14 protein-coding genes are annotated in these 15,458 nt (G+C 67.4%); 4 read left to right on the plus strand and 10 right to left on the minus strand.

The window, feature by feature from the left end:
- Positions 1-9: 9 nt before the first annotated feature.
- On the minus strand, positions 10-450 hold the full coding sequence (locus tag VIM12_RS15835; RefSeq protein ID WP_331942637.1) for a MerR family DNA-binding transcriptional regulator: 441 nt from the start codon (positions 448-450) through the stop codon (positions 10-12).
- 159 nt (positions 451-609) lie between these two features.
- On the opposite strand from VIM12_RS15835, the gene VIM12_RS15840 reads away from it, so the two are divergent.
- Both VIM12_RS15840 and VIM12_RS15845 read left to right on the plus strand, forming a co-directional pair.
- On the plus strand, positions 610-1,653 hold the full coding sequence (locus tag VIM12_RS15840; RefSeq protein WP_331942638.1) for an MBL fold metallo-hydrolase: 1,044 nt from the start codon (positions 610-612) through the stop codon (positions 1,651-1,653).
- A gap of 316 nt (positions 1,654-1,969) precedes the next feature.
- The gene (locus tag VIM12_RS15845) at positions 1,970-2,371 is read left to right on the plus strand and encodes a hypothetical protein (protein WP_331942639.1); all 402 of its coding nucleotides are present in this window, start codon (positions 1,970-1,972) and stop codon (positions 2,369-2,371) included.
- A gap of 7 nt (positions 2,372-2,378) precedes the next feature.
- Here the strand turns inward: VIM12_RS15845 and VIM12_RS15850 are convergent, their stop codons facing one another.
- The 7 genes from VIM12_RS15850 to VIM12_RS15880 form a co-directional block, all read right to left on the minus strand.
- Positions 2,379-3,179, minus strand: a complete 801-nt coding sequence (locus tag VIM12_RS15850) for a helical backbone metal receptor (RefSeq protein WP_331942640.1) — start codon at positions 3,177-3,179, stop codon at positions 2,379-2,381.
- Positions 3,176-3,976: an SDR family oxidoreductase gene (locus tag VIM12_RS15855; protein WP_331942641.1), complete on the minus strand. Its 801-nt coding sequence runs from the start codon at positions 3,974-3,976 to the stop codon at positions 3,176-3,178. The genes VIM12_RS15850 and VIM12_RS15855 overlap by 4 nt, the downstream gene beginning before the upstream one ends.
- A 99-nt stretch (positions 3,977-4,075) precedes the next feature.
- Positions 4,076-4,741, minus strand: coding sequence for a thiol:disulfide interchange protein DsbA/DsbL (locus tag VIM12_RS15860; RefSeq protein ID WP_331942642.1), 666 nt, complete (start codon positions 4,739-4,741; stop codon positions 4,076-4,078).
- A 28-nt stretch (positions 4,742-4,769) separates the two neighbouring features.
- The gene (locus tag VIM12_RS15865) at positions 4,770-5,405 is read right to left on the minus strand and encodes an SPOR domain-containing protein (protein WP_331942643.1); all 636 of its coding nucleotides are present in this window, start codon (positions 5,403-5,405) and stop codon (positions 4,770-4,772) included.
- Positions 5,406-5,440: 35 nt separating this feature from the next.
- Positions 5,441-7,171 (minus strand): arginine--tRNA ligase, encoded by a 1,731-nt coding sequence (gene argS, locus VIM12_RS15870; protein WP_331942644.1) that lies wholly within the window; start codon positions 7,169-7,171, stop codon positions 5,441-5,443.
- Positions 7,172-7,274: 103 nt separating this feature from the next.
- Entirely contained in the window at positions 7,275-8,495 is a 1,221-nt protein-coding gene (locus tag VIM12_RS15875; RefSeq protein WP_331942645.1) for a diguanylate cyclase, read from the minus strand.
- Between the two features lie 92 nt (positions 8,496-8,587).
- On the minus strand, positions 8,588-8,920 hold the full coding sequence (locus VIM12_RS15880) for a zf-TFIIB domain-containing protein (RefSeq protein WP_331942646.1): 333 nt from the start codon (positions 8,918-8,920) through the stop codon (positions 8,588-8,590).
- Positions 8,921-9,145: 225 nt separating this feature from the next.
- Between VIM12_RS15880 and VIM12_RS15885 the strand changes: the two genes are divergently transcribed.
- Positions 9,146-10,072 carry a histone deacetylase family protein gene (locus VIM12_RS15885; RefSeq protein ID WP_331942647.1) on the plus strand — a complete coding sequence of 309 codons (927 nt, stop codon included), beginning with the start codon at positions 9,146-9,148 and terminating at the stop codon, positions 10,070-10,072.
- 37 nt (positions 10,073-10,109) lie between these two features.
- Positions 10,110-12,749: a bifunctional acetate--CoA ligase family protein/GNAT family N-acetyltransferase gene (locus VIM12_RS15890; RefSeq protein WP_331942648.1), complete on the plus strand. Its 2,640-nt coding sequence runs from the start codon at positions 10,110-10,112 to the stop codon at positions 12,747-12,749.
- Positions 12,750-12,767: 18 nt separating this feature from the next.
- On the opposite strand, the gene VIM12_RS15895 is transcribed toward VIM12_RS15890, so the two are convergent.
- Complete coding sequence (locus tag VIM12_RS15895) at positions 12,768-13,910, minus strand: GGDEF domain-containing protein (RefSeq protein ID WP_331942649.1); 1,143 nt, start codon at positions 13,908-13,910, stop codon at positions 12,768-12,770.
- Between the two features lie 299 nt (positions 13,911-14,209).
- Positions 14,210-15,340 (minus strand): class I SAM-dependent methyltransferase, encoded by a 1,131-nt coding sequence (locus VIM12_RS15900; protein ID WP_331942650.1) that lies wholly within the window; start codon positions 15,338-15,340, stop codon positions 14,210-14,212.
- Positions 15,341-15,458: the final 118 nt, after the last annotated feature.

Here is a 15,458-nt window from a genome sequence, read left to right on the forward strand (position 1 = left end):
TGACGACGCTCAGGCGGCATCCCTGAGCTTGCGTCCCGCCGGCCTGGATGCGCCGCCCGGCTTGCCCGCCTTGCCCTGCTCGATCAGGCGCCGGCATTCTTCCTCGTGGGCCGCAATCTCCGCCAGCGTCACTTCCAGGTCCTCGCGCTGCCGCTCCAGGGTTTCCCGGTGCTGGGCCAGGACCGTCAGGAAGCGCTTGAGCTGGGCCTCGGTATCCTTCGGCGACTCGTACATGTCGACCAGCGCCTTGATTTCCGAGAGCGACAGTCCCAGCCGCTTGCCGCGCAGCGTCAGCTTCAGCCGGGTGCGCTCGCGCGCGTTGTAGACGCGCGTGCGCCCGCCCGCCCCTTCCCGCTTCGGGCTGAGCAGGCCCTGGTCTTCATAGAAACGGATGGCGCGCGGCGTCACGTCGAATTCGCGGGCCAGTTCGGTGATGGTGTAGGTTGGCATGGCTGGTACGGACGTCGTCAGCAGTGATGGGACTTTGTGTTTAGAATCCTGGGTATGCGATTGCAGTTTACGTTAACGTAAAGCGCCGGCCTATTGTAGGCGCGCGCCGCGGAAATGTGAACATGCCGTTTTGCCAACCCGACGCAGGAAAGCCCACGCATGAATCCCCTCGAAGCCCAGCTCGACTATCCTTTCGCCGACCAGCTGCCGGAACACGGCGGCGTGCGCGAGATTGCGCCCGGTGTACTGTGGGTGCGGATGGGCCTGCCGTTCGCGCTCGACCACATCAACCTCTGGCTGCTGCGCGACGGCGATGCCTGGACCATTGTCGATTGCGGCATCGCCAGCGACAGTACCCGCGCGGGATGGGACAGCGTGTTTGCCGCCCATCTCGACGGCCTGCCGGTACGGCGCCTGATCGTCACCCATTGCCACCCGGACCACGTCGGCCTGGCCGGCTGGCTGTCGGAGCGCTGGGACGCGCCGGTCTGGATGACCACGGGCGAGTTCGGTTTTGCCCGCATGATGGCCGCCTCCCTGCCGGGCGTCGACGGCACGGCCGCGCTGCCGCATTTCGAACGGCACGGGCTGCGCGACCCCGAGATGCTGGAAAAGCTTGGCAGCCGCAAAAGCTACTACCCCAGCCTGGTGCCGTCCGTCCCCACCGCCTACCGCCGCATGCAGGACGGGCAGGCATTGCGCATCGGCGAGCATGAATGGAAAGTGATTACCGGCTTCGGCCATTCGCCGGAGCACGCGTCGCTCCATTGCGCCGCGCTCGGCCTGCTGATCTCGGGCGACATGGTGCTGCCGCGCATTTCCACCAACGTGTCGGTGTTCGCGGTCGAGCCGGAGGCCAACCCGGTCCAGCTCTATCTCGATTCGCTGCTGAAGTTCGGCGGGCTGCCGGCGGACACCCTGGTGCTGCCCGCGCACGGGAGGCCGTTCCGCGGACTGCATACCCGCATCCGGCAGTTGCAGGAGCATCATGAGGCGCGGCTGGCGGAAGTGGTCGAGGCCTGCGCCACGCCGCAGTCCGCCAGCGACATCGTGCCGATCATGTTCCGCCGCCCGCTCGACGCCCACCAGTTGACCTTTGCGCTGGGCGAGGCCCTGTCCCACCTGCACAAGCTGTGGTTCGACGGCGTGCTCGGGCGCAAGGTCGGCGCCGACGGCGTCATCCGCTTCCAGCGCGGCGACTGATCCCCCTCTCCGCGGAGCGCGGTCCGGGCGTCGGGCCGTGCCCTCACCGGCTGTCGGCTGCGGCCCGCGCACGCCCGCGCTGACCCGCCCTCGCGCGCCCCTCAAGGTGCGCCGCGCGCCCTGTGCGCTTTCTATCGAAAAAATGATCTGGCGTGTTGGCGGGCGTCGCTTATCGTAAGTACAAGGGCCGCGGCCACCGGCCGGCGTCATGCAAGCGTCGCACGCATCTGTTTCATTTACTTTACACTTCACGTCCGATTCAGTCGTCCCGGCGGCCAGGCGACTGGCGGGACATCACATGGAATAGTGCGCGCTCATGAACCCAGCGAACGAGAGAGAAAGTTTCAGCGAGCGCCTGCAGCAGGCGCTGCGCAATGCGGATTACTCGCCCGAGAGTCCGACCCAGCTGGCGCGGGAATTCAATATCCGCTTCGAAGGCCGGCCGATCACGGTGCACGCCGCCCGCAAATGGCTGGTCGGGGAAGCCATACCGACCCAGGAGAAACTGCGCACGCTCGCGCACTGGCTCGGGGTGCCGGCCGACTGGCTGCGCTTCGGCGGTGAGGAACCGGCACCCGGCGCCGAAGCCGGCAACCAGTCCCGTTTCGAATCCTCGGACGTGAAGCTGATCAACGACCTGTCGCGGCTCGACGAGCATCACCAGACGCTGGCGCGGGAGTTCATCCGCATGCTGGTGCGGCTCAACCGGGAAAAATAGCCGGCAATCAGGAAGGCTGCGTGCCGGCGCCCAGCGCGCGCAGGTAGCCCAGCCCGGCGATCGCCCGGCTGCCGTACCAGGACAGCATTTCGCCGTCGACCAGCAACACCGGCTTGCCGACCTGCCGCTCGAGCGCGTCGACATGCCCCTCGGTGAACCGGTAGGGTTCGGTGGACAGCAGCACCATGTCGACCGCGGCCGCCAGCCGGTCGGACCAGCGAAATTCCGGATAGCGCGACGTGCTGCCGGGCGGCGTCCAGCAGTGCCAGCCGATCTGCTCCAGCATGCGGGCGATGTAGGTGTCGCCCGACACCGTCATCCAGGGGTCCTTCCAGATGCAGTACAGCACCGTCTGCGGCGGGCCTTTCGGCGCCGACTGCAACTGCGCGTATTCCCGCTCGAACGCGGCGCACAACTGGGCGGCCCGGTCCCCGGCGTTGAAGATGCCGCCAAGCAACTGGTACAGCGCGGGATTGTCGCCCGGGCCGAGCGGATGGGTGACCACGACATGCGGAATGAACGCGGCCAGCGTGTCCACCACCGGCTTCTCGTTCTCGTCGATGTTGACCAGCAGGTGGGTGGGCTGCAGCGCCCGGACCTTCTCGACGTTGACGTCCTTCGTGCCGCCGACCTTGGGAATCGCCTGCAGGACTTCGCGGGGATGGATGCAGAAACCGGTGCGGCCGACCAGGAACGGTGCCAGCCCGAGCGCGCACAGCAGCTCGGTCACCGACGGCACGAGCGAGACGATGCGCGGCGCCGGACCCGCCGGAGCGTGCACGACGCCGAGGGCATCGGCCGCCATCATTGCTTCGCTTCCCGGGTCTTGTGCGGCGCGCGCGAAAAAGCCAGGTCGTACAGACTGTTCGGCAGCAGGCGCAGCAGCCTGGCCACCACCCCCATCTGCCAGGGGATGACGCGATAGCTGGTTCCCGCCTCGATCGCATCGACCGCCTTGCGTGCGAACGCCGGCGCCGGCATCAGGAAGGGCATCGGATAGGTATTCACCCGGGTCATCGGGGTATCGATGTAGCCGGGGGCGATCGTCACTACCCGGATGCCGTGGCGGCCAAGTTCGACCCGCAACGATTCGCAGTAGCTGATGACCGCCGCCTTCGATGCGCTGTAGGCGCCGGCGCCGGGCAGGCCGCGGATGCCGGCGACGCTGGCGATGCCGACCAGCCGGCAGCCGCGGTGCCCCGCCCGCGCCTGGCGCTTCATGGTCGCGATGAACGGCGAAAAGGTGGCAACCGTGGCGCTGACGTTGGTGGCGAGGATGCGCTCGAACACCGGCAGATCCTCGGCCAGTTCGGTGAGCGTACCGCGCGAGATGCCTGCATTGGCGACGACCACGTCGATGCCGCCGTGGGCCGCGATGAAATCGGCGGCGGCCGCATGCAGCGAAGCGGTGTCGGTCACGTCCAGCGCATAGATCCGGTGCCGCCCGACACCGGGCAAGGTGTCGGCAAGCTGCTGCAACTGGGGCCGGCGGCGGGCGACCAGGCCGAGCACCGCGCCCTCTTCCGCGTAGCGTTGCGCCAGGGCGGCGCCGATGCCGCTGGAGGCGCCGGTGATGAAAACGCGCTTCTGATGATGTCCGTCCACTTGGGCTCCGCCGGAAATGAAAAGGTCCGCCACCCTCGCAGGTGGCGGACCCAAGTGTAATGCGGCCCGGGCTTGGCTGTCTTGCCGGCGTGCCTTGGCTTACTTGGCCTGGCGGCTCTGCTTCACCAGGAAATCCATCACCTGGAAGGTGGCCTGGTGCAGCACCGGCTCCGGCCGGTTGCCGAGCTTCTCGGCGATGATCGCCGGCGAGGTCAGGTAGCGGCCGCCGACGGCCAGCAGCGGCACGCCGTCCACCTGGTAGGCCTGCATCAGCTGCGTCGCGCGCTTGGCCTTGGCCTGCACGCCGAAGGAGTTGTACACGTCGAGGAATTTCTGCTTGTCGATGCCGTTGCGCGTCACGAAGTCGAGGATCTCGGCGTCGGTGTCGGTCCGCTTCCGCTCGACATGGATGGTGTTGAACAGCTTCTGGTGCAGCTCGTCGAACTTGCCCATCGCCTCCAGCGTGTAGAACAGCTTCTGCTGCGGCACCATGGAGTCGCGGAAGGCAACCGGAATGCGCTTGAAGACGACGTTGTCGCCCTGCTTCTTGAGCCAGGCGACCAGGTCATGCTCCAGCGCGAAGCAGTGCGGGCAGGAGTACCAGAAGAACTCGATGACCTCGACCTTCTGGCCGGCTTCGGTCTGCTGCGGCTTTTGCAGCGTGCGGTAGTCGGTGCCGTCCTGCGGCTTGTCCGGCGAAGCGCCGGCGCCGGCGGCGAGCAGGCTCAGGCTGAGTGCGGCGACCACGTGTTTCAGAAAACGCATATGTTCCCTTGCTCCATGTAAAAGACGATTACTTTGCGGCGCGCACGACCGCGGCGTCGATACCGCTGTCGGACAGCTTGCCGCGCACCTTGTTCATCGCATCGATCTCGTTGAACGGGCCGACCCGCACGCGATACAGCACGCCGCTCTCGGACTGGCGCTCGGAGACCTTTGCCTCGACGCCCTGCAGCGCCAGCTTGGCGCGCATGCCCTCGGCGTCGTTCTGCTCGCGGAAGGCGCCCGCCTGCAGGAAGTATATCCACTTGTCGTCGCCGCTGTCGGCAGCCTTGGCCTTGGCCGACTGCTCGACCACCGGCGCCTTGTCGCCCTGCTTCTGGTCGAGCTTGCCGCCGACCTGGACCTCGCGCGACTTGTCGGCCGGCTGCGGAGCAGCGGTGTTCTCCGGCGGCGCGACTTCCTTCGGCGCCTCCTTCGGCGCGTCCCTGGTCTCGCGGGCCGCGCGGTTGCCGTAGAGCGGACGGTTGGGATCGGCTGCCTGGCCCGCGGTCGGCTCGGTCGCCTTCTGCCGTCCCGACTTGTCGGTGAAGGGCATCGGGGTCTTGGTGATCGCCATGGCGACCGCGAGCGCGATGCCGAGGCCGATGACCAGCCCGATGATAATGCCCAGGAAAGTGCCGCCTTGCTGCCTGTTGTACTTGATCATGCTTCCTCGATTGCCTGTGCGCCGCTTTGTTCTGCCTACATCCTCGCCGGCGCCGAGACGCCGATCAGCGCCAGGCCGTTGCGCAACACCTGGCGCGTGGCCAGCATCAGCGCCAGCCGCGCGGTCCTGACCGCCTGGTCGTCGACCAGCACTCGCTCGGCGTTGTAGTAGCTGTGCAGCTCGCCGGCAAGATCGCGCAGGTAGAAAGCTACCTGATGCGGGCCGAGTTCGTCGAGGGCTTTTTGCAGCATCTCCGGGTATTCGGCGAGGCGCGTCAGCAGCGCCGCCTCGCGCGGGGAAGCAAGTGGCGAAACGTCCACATCCGGCTGCAGCGTCGCTTCGTCGCCGCCCCACTGGGCCAGCACCGAGCAGATGCGCGCATGCGCATACTGCACGTAATAGACCGGGTTCTCGTCGGACTGCGACAGCGCGAGGTCGACGTCAAAGGTGAATTCGGTATCGGCCTTGCGCGAGATGAGGAAAAAGCGCACCGCATCGCGGCCGCGGGTGAGATCGCGCGCGCCGTCGGCATCGGCAGCGTCGCCGGCCGACCATTCGATCAGGTCGCGCACCGTGACATAGGAACCAGCGCGCTTCGAGATCTTCACCTCTTCGCCGTTCTTCATCACCGTCACCATCTTGTGCAGCACGTAATCGGGATATCCCTGGGGGATGCCCAGGCCCACCGCCTGCAGGCCGGCACGGACGCGCGCGATGGTGCCGTGGTGGTCGCTGCCCTGGACGTTGATCACCTTGCCGAAGCCGCGCTGCCACTTGGTGATGTGGTAGGCGACGTCGGGCACGAAATAGGTGAACGTGCCGTCCGACTTGCGCATCACCCGGTCCTTGTCGTCGCCGTAGTCGGTGGTGCGCAGCCACAGCGCACCGTCCTGCTCGAAAGTCTTGCCGGCCTTGGTGAGCGCCTCGACCGCCGCGGCGACCTTGCCTTCGCTGTACAGCGAGGATTCGAGATAGTAATTGTCGAAGCGGACGCCGAAGGCCTGCAGGTCGAGATCCTGCTCGTGGCGCAGGTAGGCAACCGCGAAGCGGCGGATCGAATCCAGGTCGTCGGCGTCGCCGCTGGCGGTGACCGGCTCGCCATCACGCGCCGCGACGGTCTTCTTCTGCAGGAAATCGTCGGCGATGTCGGCGATGTAGTCGCCGTTGTAGGCCGCCTCCGGCCAGCCGGCGCCGCCCGGCTTCATGCCCTTGGCGCGCGCCTGCACCGACAGGGCGAGATTGCCGATCTGTACACCGGCGTCGTTATAGTAGAACTCGCGCGTCACATCGTAGCCTTGCGCTTCCAGCAGCGCCGACAGCGCGTCGCCGAGCGCCCCCTGCCGGCCGTGTCCCACATGAAGCGGGCCGGTGGGGTTGGCGGAGACGAATTCCACCATCACCTTCTTGCCGGCGCCGGCGGTGCCCTTGCCGTATTGCGCGCCCTCGCGCAGGATGGCGTTGACCACGCCCTGCTTCGCTGCCGCCGCCACCCGCAGGTTGATGAAACCCGGTCCGGCGATCTCGGCCGACTCGACCAGCTGGCCCTTGTTCGCCAGCAGGTAGGCGACGATGGCCTGTGCCAGCTCGCGCGGATTCTTCTTCAGCGGCTTGGCGAGCTGCATGGCGATATTGCAGGCGATGTCGCCGTGCGCGGGATCGCGCGGACGCTCCAGGACGATAGTCGGCTGCACGCCGGTGTCGGCGACGATGGGCGCGAGCGCGCGCTGGAACAGGTCGATAATCTGCTGTTTTTGTGATGCGAGCATGGGAGGAATGCGGACGGCCGCCGGCCGTACAGTGAAAGAGGAAGACCGGCAGCATTATACCGGCTCCGCCGCGCCGCCCGCCCGGCCGCGGCCGCCGTCCGGGTCAGGCCGCCACGGCTTCCGGCGATGCCGCGACCCGGTCGCGCCCGCCCTGCTTGGCCTGGTACAGGCATGCATCGGCGGCCGTCAGCAGCGCGCCGGGCTCCTGCTGGCCGTCGGGCACCATTGCAGCGACGCCGAAACTCGCGGTCACGTGCGCGGCGATGCCGGAACGCTGGTGAGCGATGCCCAGGCCGGCAATCGCCGCGCGCATCTGCTCGGCGATGTGGGCGGCCGCGCCGGAACCGGTGGCCGGCAGCAGCACGGCGAATTCCTCCCCACCGACGCGCGCCGCCATGTCGGCGGGCCGGCGCGTGTGTGCCTCCAGTACCCTGGCGACCTGCTGCAGGCAGTCGTCGCCGGCAGGATGGCCGTAGCGGTCGTTGAAATTCTTGAAGTAGTCGATGTCGATCATCACCAGCGCCAGCGGCTGCCCTTCGCGCCGCGCCCTGCTCCACTCGGCCGACAGGCGGCGGTCGAATGCGCGCCGGTTGGCCAGCTGGGTCAGGCCGTCTTCCGACGACAGCTTCTCGAGCATGTCGTTGGCGCGACTGAGCTCCTTGTTGCGCTCTTCTTCCCGGACGCGGGCCAGGTAGGCGCGGCGCTGGTCCTGGTCAATCCGGTAGCTGGCGATCAGGCTGATCGCGACGGCCGACATGCAGAACAGCCAGTTGTTGAAGCGCGCCGCCATCGCAATCGTCTCCGCCTGGGAAAGCAGCCAGCCGTAGATTGCCATCATCAGCAGCGAACTGACTAATGCGCTGCGCAGCCGCAGGTTCAGCACGATATTGCCGAACAGGATGATCAGGGTCACGCCGCTGATATAGTGCGCGGCATTCGGGTGACGGCTCATGCTGGCGATCCAGGCCAGGCTGCTGCCGGACAGGATGATGGTGGCCGACAGCACGGCCTCGCGCAGGACGGCGCTCCTGATCCGGTACACGAACAGCGAGGTGGCGAGCATCAGGGGAATCACCAGCAGGAAGCGCACCGCCCAGGCCTGGCGGTAGATGTCCGGCACCATGTTGCGGTCGGAAATGGCAAACGCGGCGTACAGCAATACCGCGGCGAGGCCGGTCTTCAGGGTCCGGCGTTCGCGTACGGCGTCCATCTCGGCCTGGAATGCGTTCTCCAGGGCCGGCGGGAAAGCGCTGCGCGCACTCCAGAATCCATGCATCTCTGCGGCATGCGTCTGAAAATCCTTGCTGTCGGTATGGCGGGGCATGGCAAAGCACTTGTTGACTTACGGAAACATAAGCGTAGCCTCTGCCTGCATGCGCGTCCAGCACCGTGCATGCTTGCAAGAATGGCAGCCGCTCAGTCGAAGTCGAACAGCTCGCCGAGAAATCCCTTCTTCTTGCGCTTGTGATAATCGTCGCGGTAGTGCCCGTGCTGCGGGTATTGCTGCTGGGGTGGCTGCTGCGGCGGCGGCTGGTAGGGCTGCGGCGGCGCCCGGTAGGGCTCGCCCTGTGCCGGCTGGCGGCCGAAGCCGGGCGGCGGCGCCGACGTTGCCGGCGCCGCCCGCTCGATGATCTTGTCGAGTTCGCCGCGGTCCAGCCATACGCCGCGGCACTGCGGGCAGTAGTCGATCTCGATTCCCTGGCGTTCCGACATGACGAGCTGCGTGTTGCTGCAAACGGGGCATTGCATGGTGGCTCCTTTCGGCTGGCGCTGTCCTGCGCTTGCCGCAGTGTGCCACGCTTTGCGCGGCCATGCGAAACCGGCAATGCGGCGCGGCGCCGGAAGGAATTGATGCAGGACAAGGAATTTCCCGCGCGTGCCTGCAGTGTTGAAGCGACAACCAATTCCGGTCCGGTGGCGTCCAAGCAGTTGGCGGTGCCGGCACCGGCGCCACTCTGCCCGAGGTCCCGATCGATGTTACCCGCATATATTTCCCATTCCGACTGCAGCAGGCATGAGATGGGCGCGATGCACCCGGAATCCCCCGAGCGCATCGACGCCATCCACGACCATCTGCTGATGAAAGGCCTGCTCGGATTCATGCAGTCCTACGACGCCCCGCTCGCCACCGAAGCGCAGCTTGCCCGGGCGCACACGCTGCTGCACGTCCACGAGATGGCGGCGAAATCGCCCTCGGAGGGATATGCCCAGGTCGACCCCGACACCTGGATGAATCCCTACACCTACCAGGCCGCGCTGCGCGCCGCGGGGGCGGCGGTGCTGGCGACCGACCTGGTCCTGTCGGGCAAGGCGCCGGTTGCCTTCTGCAACGTGCGCCCGCCGGGCCACCATGCTGCGCGGGCTGCCGCCGGCGGCTTCTGCTTCTTCAACAATGTCGCCGTCGGCATCCGCCATGCGCTGGACGTGCACGGCCTGGAACGGGTGGCGCTGGTGGACTTCGACGTGCACCACGGGAACGGCAGCGAGGACATCCTCTGCGGCGATGCACGGGTGCTGATGTGCTCCACCTTCGAGCTCGACCTGTACCCGTTCAGCGGCAGCGAACCGCGCGGCAGCAACATGGTCAACGTGGGAATGACGCCACGCGCGGGCGGCGATGGTTTCCGGATGGCGGTCGACCAGTTCTGGCTGCCTGCGCTGGAGCGCTTCCGGCCCCAGATGGTCTTCTTCTCCGCCGGCTTCGACGGACACCGCGAGGACGACATGGGCAACCTCGGGCTGACGGAGGCGGACTACGAATGGGTCACGCGCGAGGTGATGCGCCTGGCCCGTCGCTATGCGAAGGGTCGGGCGGTGTCCTGCCTCGAGGGCGGGTACGTGATGTCGCCGCTGGCGCGCAGCGTTGCGGCCCACCTGCAGGTCCTGATCGGCGCCGACTGAGACAGCGCGGCCGAAAAAACAAGAACACGACACACGCATGGATAAACACTACCTCACGCCGCTTTTCTCGCCGCAGTCGATCGTGGTCTTCGCCGGTGACGACGACACCCCTGACAGCCGCATCGCGCAAGGGCGCTTCATCGTCGAACAGTTGCGCAGCGGCGGCTACGCCGGGGAGGTGCGCTACCTTGACGTGGCGGTAAGCGGGACCCTGGGCGACCTGGTGCAGTCGAAGTCGGACCTGGCCATCATCGCCCTGCCGCACGGGCAACTGGAGCATGCGCTGGAACTGGCGGCGCGGGTGCGCAGCAAGACCGCGCTGATCGTCTCCAGCGGGGTCGATGCAAAGCTGGCGGCAGCGCTGCAGGCGACCGCGAAGCGCCACGGCATCTACCTGCTCGGGCCGAACTCGCTCGGCTTCCAGCGCCCGCGCCTGCAGCTCAACGCCAGTGCGCTCGGCTCCCTGGGACGCGCCGGCGGGCTGGCACTGGTGTCGCAGTCCGGCGCCCTGGCATCGGCCATCCTCGACTGGGCGGTCAAGAACGGCGTCGGATTTTCGACCGTGGTTTCGCTCGGCGCCAACACCGCGCTCGATATTTCGGAAGTGCTGGATTTCCTGGCGGACGACCGCGCGACCCAGAGCATCGTGGTCTACCTCGAAGGGATACGCGACGCCCGGCGCTTCATGAGTGCGTTGCGCGCCGCGGCCAACGCCAAGCCGGTGTTCGTGCTGAAGACCGGCCGCCGGCCCGCCGGCTCCAGCGCTGCCCTCACCCATTCCGGCGCCATCGTCGGCAGCGACGACGTGTTCGACGCGGCGCTCAAGCGCGCCGGGGCGGTGCGCGTGCGCAGCTTCGTGCAGCTGTTCACTGCTGCCAAGGGCCTGTCGGCGCGCACCCTGCCGGTCGGCAGGCGGCTGGCGATCGTCAGCAATGGCGGCGGACCGGGGGTGCTGGCTGCCGACTGGGCCAGCGAGCTCGGCCTCGAACTCGCCTCGCTGACACCGAACGCGGCGGCGGTGCTGGCGCAGCAACTGTCGCCGCTGGCGACGCTCGACGCGCTGATCGACCTGGCCGAGGATGCCGACCCGGCCCACTACCGCGCCGCGGTGTCCGCATGCGCGGCCAGCAACGCGATCGACGGCATCCTGGTGATCCTTTCCCCCAAGCCGGACCTCGACACCGCGGCGGTCGCCCAGGCGCTGGCGGATCTCCATCCCTCGGTGGGCAAGCCGCTGATCACCTGCTGGATGGGCGACGAACGGGCGTCCGCCGCGCGCCAGATCCTGGTGACGGCGGCGATCCCGACCTACCGCACGCCCGAGGCGGCGGTCGACGCCTTCTACAACATCGCCTCCTTCCACCAGAACCAGCAGCTGCTGCACCAGACGCCGCCGCCGCTGTCGCCGCTGCCGAAACCCGACGTCGAAGGCGCGCGCCTCCTGATTGAGAGCGTGCTGGCGGAGCGGCGCAAGGTACTGACGGAAATGGAGTCGAAGGCCCTGCTGGCGGCCTTCCATATCCCGGTCACCAAGACCATCCTGGCGCGCTCGGCGAGCGAAGCCTTCATGGTGGCCAACCAGATCGGCTATCCGGTGGCACTGAAGGTCGACTCCCCCGATATCCCGCACAAGTCCGACGTCGGCGGCGTCGCGCTCAACCTGCACAACGCCGCGGCGGTGCGGGACACCTGGCAGAGCATGATGGAGAGCGTGTCCAGGCTCCGGCCCGACGCCCGCATCAACGGCGTGACGGTGCAGCCGATGGCCGGCAAGCCGCAGGGCCGCGAACTGTACATCGGCGTCACGACCGACCGTCCGTTCGGCCCGGTGATTTCCTTCGGCGCGGGCGGGACCATGATAGAACTGATCGACGACCGCGCGATCGAGCTCCCTCCGCTCAACCAGTTCCTCGCACAGCGCCTGGTCGACCGCGCCCGCTGCGCGGAAACCCTCGGCCCCTGGCGCGGCGCGCCGCCGGCGGACCGCAATGCGCTGGAACAGGTGCTGCTGCGCGTGTCGGAAATGGTGTGCGCGCTGCCGCAGCTGCGGGAGATGGACATCAATCCGGTGATGGTCGACGCCGCCGGCGCGCTGGCCGTCGACGCCAGGATCGTGGTGGACCAGGGTCCATCCGGCAGCGGCCACTATCCGCACCTCGCCATCCTGCCCTACCCGTCCGAACGCGAGCAGGAGTGGCCCTTGCGCGGCGGCGGCAACTTCACCGTGCGCCCGGTGCGGCCGGACGACGCCGAGATGCTGCAGGAGTTCGTGCGCCGGATGTCGCCGGAAAGCCGCTACTTCCGCTTCGTCTCGACCATGCGCGAACTGCCGCTGCGGATGCTGGCGCGGTTCACGCTGATCGACTACGACAGGGAGATGGCGCTGGTCGCCGTGCACGCCGGACGCATCATCGCCGTGTCCCGGTATGTGACCAACCCCGATTTCGACAGTTGCGAATTCTCCCTTGCGGTGGCCGACGACTTCAACGGCCAGGGGCTGGGCTCGCGCATGATGTACGCGATCATGGACGAAGCGCGCAGCAAGGGACTCAGGCAGATCGAAGGGTTGGTGCTGTCGAGTAACGCGGCCATGCTGCGGCTGATGCGCAGCCTGGACTTCGATGTGCGCCGCTACGAGGACGACCCCGACTTCCGCCTCTGCGTGCGCGCGCTGTAGCGCGGACTTCCGCAGCGCTCAGTCCGGTTCGCACACCACGCGGTTGCGGCCGGTCGCCTTCGCCGCGTAGAGCGCGGCGTCGGCCCGCTTGATCACGTCATGGTACGACTCGGTGCCGTGCAGCGTGGCGACGCCGATGCTGACCGTATAGGCGGCAACGCCGAGGCCGGCCTTGCGCTCGAGCACCGAACGCAGCCGCTCCGCCACCACCAGCGCCGCCGTGCGACTGGTTTCCGGCAGCAGCACGGCGAATTCCTCGCCGCCGACGCGGGAGAAATAGTCGATGCTGCGGGTGATGGTTTCCGCCCGCAGCACTACCTCGATCAGCACCTGATCGCCGGCGGCATGGCCGTAGCTGTCGTTGATCTGCTTGAAGTTGTCGACGTCCAGCAGGAGCAGCGACAAGTGGCGGCCGGTGCGCTGCGAGCGCGACATCTCGCGCTCGGCAATTTCGAAGAATGCGCGCCGCGACCAGGCGCCGGTCAGGAAGTCGCGATTGGCGGCATGCTCGGCCTTTTCCATCATGGTGTCATGCACCATCATCACGGCGCCGAAGGTCAGCACCGGCAGCACGAAGCTGCCCAGCGAGAGAAACACCAGGTTCCATGGCGACGGCTGCAACAGGGAGGTCATGTCCGCCGCGTGGCCGAGGTAGATCGCGCTGCGGATGAAATGACCGAGCGCGACGACCAGCGCCATCGTCTGCGTGAAGTAGTACGGGTAACGCGAACGCCATGCCTTGCGCGAGCGGCGGATGGTGAGGGCGATGCCGACGCAGAAGCTGCCCTGGAACAGGGCCACCACGATGGTGCGCGCGACGAACGAATCCACGCGGTAATGGAAGAAGGCAATGGCGGCGGCCAGGGACAGCACGGCGCCCGCCAGGATCGGCAGCGAGACGCGCAGGCCGAAGAAGCGCCTGAAGCCGGCGAACAGCGCGACCGCAGCGGCGGCATACACGCCGTTGGCCACCTCGTACGCGACCAGCGGCGGCAATTCTCGCCCGAATGCATACAGCACCAGCGCGGCGCAGGCAAACGCGTTGGCGACGCACCATTCACGAATACCGGCGATGCTGCTGCGCAAGAGGGAAATCAGGACCAGCAGCATCAGGACGCAGAACACCGCCCCGACCAGCAGGATGACAAACGTACTCGACATGGAAGGCAAGCCGCGGATTGGGCACGGCCCTAGGCATTGAACAGAAAGTATAAGCGCACGCGCTTGATAAAAGGACGTGTTCCGCGACGTTCAATGCATCCCGCTTGATGCCGTTCTAGCGCCTTTCTGACTGGTATGAACTCGCCGTGCGCTGGAAGGTCAACCTCTGCTGCCCTTTGCTGCCAGCGGCTTGCGGTGCCGTGCACCGCAGTCCCGGCGTTCGGCATGCATCGCGTCGATGCGGTGGTCTCCCCGCAGCCGACGGTACGCCGAATGCGCCTGCCCGGGCGGTGATCGCCCTACCGGACGGCAAGCCGCCAGAGCGACGTGACTTCCTTCGACCGCGCGGCATGCAGCGGATCATCGGGATCGCTCGCCTTGGGATGGCGAGGACGTGCGTCCAGCCGTCCCAATACCTTGAGGCCGGCCGCATCGAACAAGGCATTCAGCTCTGCCCGGGTTCGCAGGCCGAGATGTTCGGCGAAGTCGGACAGGATCAGCCATCCTTCGCCCCCCGCTGACAGGTGAGACGCCAGCCCGGCGAGGAAACCGCGCAACATCCGGCTGTCGGGATCGTAGACCGCGGCTTCGACCGGCGAACTCGGGCGGGCCGGCAGCCACGGGGGATTGCAGACGATCAGCGATGCCTGCCCCTGCGGAAACAGGTCGGCATTCAGCAGCTCCACCCGGTGCGCGCAGCCGAGCCGCGTCAGGTTGTCGCGGGCGCAGTGCAGCGCGCGGTCGTCCTGGTCGGTCGCCACCACACGCTGGACGCCGCGTTTGGCCAGCAGCGCCGCCAGCACGCCGGTGCCGGTGCCGATGTCGAAGGCCACGACGCCCGCCGGGAGGGGCGCGGTGGCGACCAGATCGATGTATTCGCCCCGCACCGGAGAGAACACGCCGTAGTGCGGATGAATACGGGCGCCGAGGGCGGGTATCTCCACGCCCTTCTTGCGCCATTCATGTGCCCCGATCAGGCCGAGCAGTTCACGCAGCGAGGCGACGTAGGGCTCCGGCGCCGGTCCATAGGCTTCCTCGCAGGCATCGGCGACGTCGGGCGCGCGCCGCAACGGCAGGTGATGGCCGGCGTCGAATGGCAGCAGCAGCATGCCGAGGATGCGCGCCCGCCTCGCCTGCGCCTGCCGATGCTGGTGAAAGGCCTCCTTTGCGTCGGACGGACGGGGACGCGGCTTCTTCGGCTTGCGGTCGACGCGCCGCGCCATCGCCTGCAGCAGCTGGCGCGCATTCTGATAGTCGCCGCGCCAGAGCAGTGCGGTCCCTTCGCAGGCGAGCCGGTACGCCAGGTCGGCATTCATCGTGTCGTCCGCCACCTGCACCTTCGGCGGCGGCGGCAGGCCCGCCTCGGAGCGCCAGCGGGCATGACGGGCGTCGCCCTCTTCGTTCCAGTGAATCAGGGGGAGTTCGCTCATCGCAACCAGGAGACAGGGCAATCAGAGGACATGGGGCGCTATCGGGAAGGGAAAGCACGTCGGGAGGAGGCGCTATTGTATGTGAAGCCGCGCCCGGGAGGCTGGACAGGTTGACCTT

The sequence above is a fragment of the Noviherbaspirillum sp. genome (assembly GCF_036563305.1).
Taxonomy (GTDB): domain Bacteria; phylum Pseudomonadota; class Gammaproteobacteria; order Burkholderiales; family Burkholderiaceae_D; genus Noviherbaspirillum.